Below are 2,098 nucleotides of genomic sequence, written 5' to 3'. Positions count from 1 at the left end.
GCCCCGTAGTAGTAGAGGCCTCTTCGATTTATCTCATTATCACAACTAGAGTTAACTCTCCTTGGCAAAGTCGAAACGCTAATACTCTCTTCCCCCACTAAAACTCATTATACCAGGATGCCAGGCGCCATGTCTAGATAGGTAATACTTCAACTCACTGGCAAGTCTTCCAACTTCCCTCATATAATCCTCCTCCACATCCACATGAAGTGAGTTCTCCCTGGGATGGTATTGCTTGTAGATTCGCCTTAGATTCTCATCATTCTCAGTCGTGTATAGCTCGGTGGACTGAACCGACTTATGACCAAGAAGCTCCTGAACGAACCTGAGATGGGCACCTCTGGCAAGCAGGTGCCGGGCACAGCTGTGGCGGATGGAATGTACCGTCAGGCGCTTGTGATACACCCCGGAGTGCCTAGCCCACTTCAGAAAACGACGGTTGATCGACTGAGGCCTAAGAGCTGCTCCATGATCGGATAGAAAGAGTGGCCTATCGGGGTGGGTTCCAGATGGAAGATACGCTTCCATAGCCCTTAGGGCAAGATTGGTGATGGGCACCAGCCTGTCTTGATAGTTCTTCGAGGATGAGGATGTAGACTTGAGCTGTCTTTGGGTTAAGATCCTTAACCAGAAGCCTGGAGGCCTCCCTGGAGCGAAGACCTGAGGAGTAGAACAGCTCAAAGAGAGCCTTATCGCGGAGCCCCTGCCTGGCTCTTATGTCGATCGATGATAGGAAGATGTTCATCCCATCCTCTGAAAGAATCTCCTTGGGAGCAGCCAGGCCGGCCTTGAAGGAGAGATGCCCGGTTGGCAGCATGATTATCTTCTTCTGCTCATAGAGCACTCTGAAAAGCCTTCGTATGCTTATCAGCATTCCTCGTCTGGTGTTCTTAGCATGAGTAGCCTCACTAGCCTCCAGAAATGAGACTATGTGACTCCTCCGGACATCTCGAAGGTCTGCTATGCCCCTATCCCTGATGAAGCTGAAGAAGGGTTTCAGGTTGGCCATGGCTGTGTTGATGGTGCTCTCTTTGTAGCCCCTTGCCCTGCAGGCCCTCTCATATAGTACTTGGGCGGCTCTAAAGGAGGCCATTCTTCTTATAGCCCCGAAGAGCCGGCCAGGCTCCTGGGATGGCAGGAGCTTAGCATTTCACCCAGCTTCTCCCCGTCAACCTTGGTGTATATCTCACTGGTTCTGATATGTGCATGGCCGAGTATCTGCTGGATGTAGCGCAGGGGGCAGCCTGCACGCAGAAGATGATAACCAAGGGTGTGACGAACTTGATGCACCGTCAGTCTCCAAGAGACTCCGGAGGCAGCCTTGATATCTCCATTTAGGGTGTGCACCAGGGTTCCCGGAGATGATAGAAAGAGCCGTCTCTTATCCACCTGAGGGTAGTAGCTGATGATTAGGGCTCTAAGCTCTTTGATGTATATAGCAAGGATACGGCAGGCATACTCTGTTAGAAAAACATAGCGGGACCTCTCTCCCTTGCCGGTGGTCACGAAGATACGAGCGTTAACCAGGTCGACATCTTCCACTCTAAGATCGGCTAGCTCACTTAGACGAAGCCCCGTGGCATAGAGGGTCTCCATCATGATGTGTGTGCGATAACGCCTGAGGCGGGCTTTGAAGATGGGAAGCCGGTGGAAACGCGAGAGCCCTTCCAAGAAGCATCCAAGTTCACTCTCCTTGGGCAAATCCTTGGGCAGGCTCCTGTTCTCCGGTAGCTTTCTCATAACCCCAAAGGGATTGGTGGAGAGGCGTCCTAGTTTGGTTAGCCAGGCTGTGTAGGCGGATGCCGCCTTGATATAGCTTCGCACTGTTGAGGCCTCATAGGGCTTCCCATCCCTCCGCCCTCTCAAAATCAGGTATTCCTGGTAGTCGTAGGCCACCTGCAAACTGATATCAGAGTCATTCAGGCCTCGATACTTGAGGAAGCATAGGAAGTGAGGCAGCTGGTGAGAGAAGTTTCGGATGGCCTGCTTGCTATGTCCAAGGCTCTGATATTCGCTTAAGAAGGGTTTAATGTGTTCTTTGGCTCTATCTCTCCTGGACATTCCGGACCCACTTTCTTCCATTTCTTTACTCCTTATA

General features: G+C 51.5%; 3 protein-coding genes. All 3 read right to left on the bottom strand.

All coding sequences use genetic code 11. The features are described 5' to 3' along the window. Positions 1 to 78: 78 nt before the first annotated feature. Positions 79 to 528 (bottom strand): tyrosine-type recombinase/integrase, encoded by a 450-nt coding sequence (locus S1OALGB6SA_RS06725; RefSeq protein WP_230204482.1) that lies wholly within the window; start codon positions 526 to 528, stop codon positions 79 to 81. Continuing rightward, positions 491 to 1,093: a tyrosine-type recombinase/integrase gene (locus tag S1OALGB6SA_RS06720; RefSeq protein WP_124032956.1), complete on the bottom strand. Its 603-nt coding sequence runs from the start codon at positions 1,091 to 1,093 to the stop codon at positions 491 to 493. The genes S1OALGB6SA_RS06725 and S1OALGB6SA_RS06720 overlap by 38 nt, the downstream gene beginning before the upstream one ends. Positions 1,094 to 1,098: 5 nt before the next feature. Next, positions 1,099 to 2,098 (bottom strand): tyrosine-type recombinase/integrase (locus S1OALGB6SA_RS06715; protein ID WP_230204481.1); only part of this gene is annotated, 1,000 nt, incomplete at its 5' end.

It is taken from the genome of Olavius algarvensis spirochete endosymbiont, from assembly GCA_900608495.1.
Taxonomy (GTDB): Bacteria; Spirochaetota; Spirochaetia; order DSM-2461; family DSM-2461; genus UBA2779.
Note: the sequence above shows the minus strand (reverse complement) of the source record. Positions and strands in the feature narration are given on the sequence as shown.

Excerpts from the sequence above, each read along its gene's own strand:
- S1OALGB6SA_RS06725 (WP_230204482.1), bottom strand. The coding sequence starts at position 528 with ATGGAAGCGTATCTTCCATCTGGAACCCACCCCGATAGGCCACTCTTT.
- S1OALGB6SA_RS06720 (WP_124032956.1), bottom strand. The coding sequence starts at position 1,093 with ATGGCCTCCTTTAGAGCCGCCCAAGTACTATATGAGAGGGCCTGCAGG.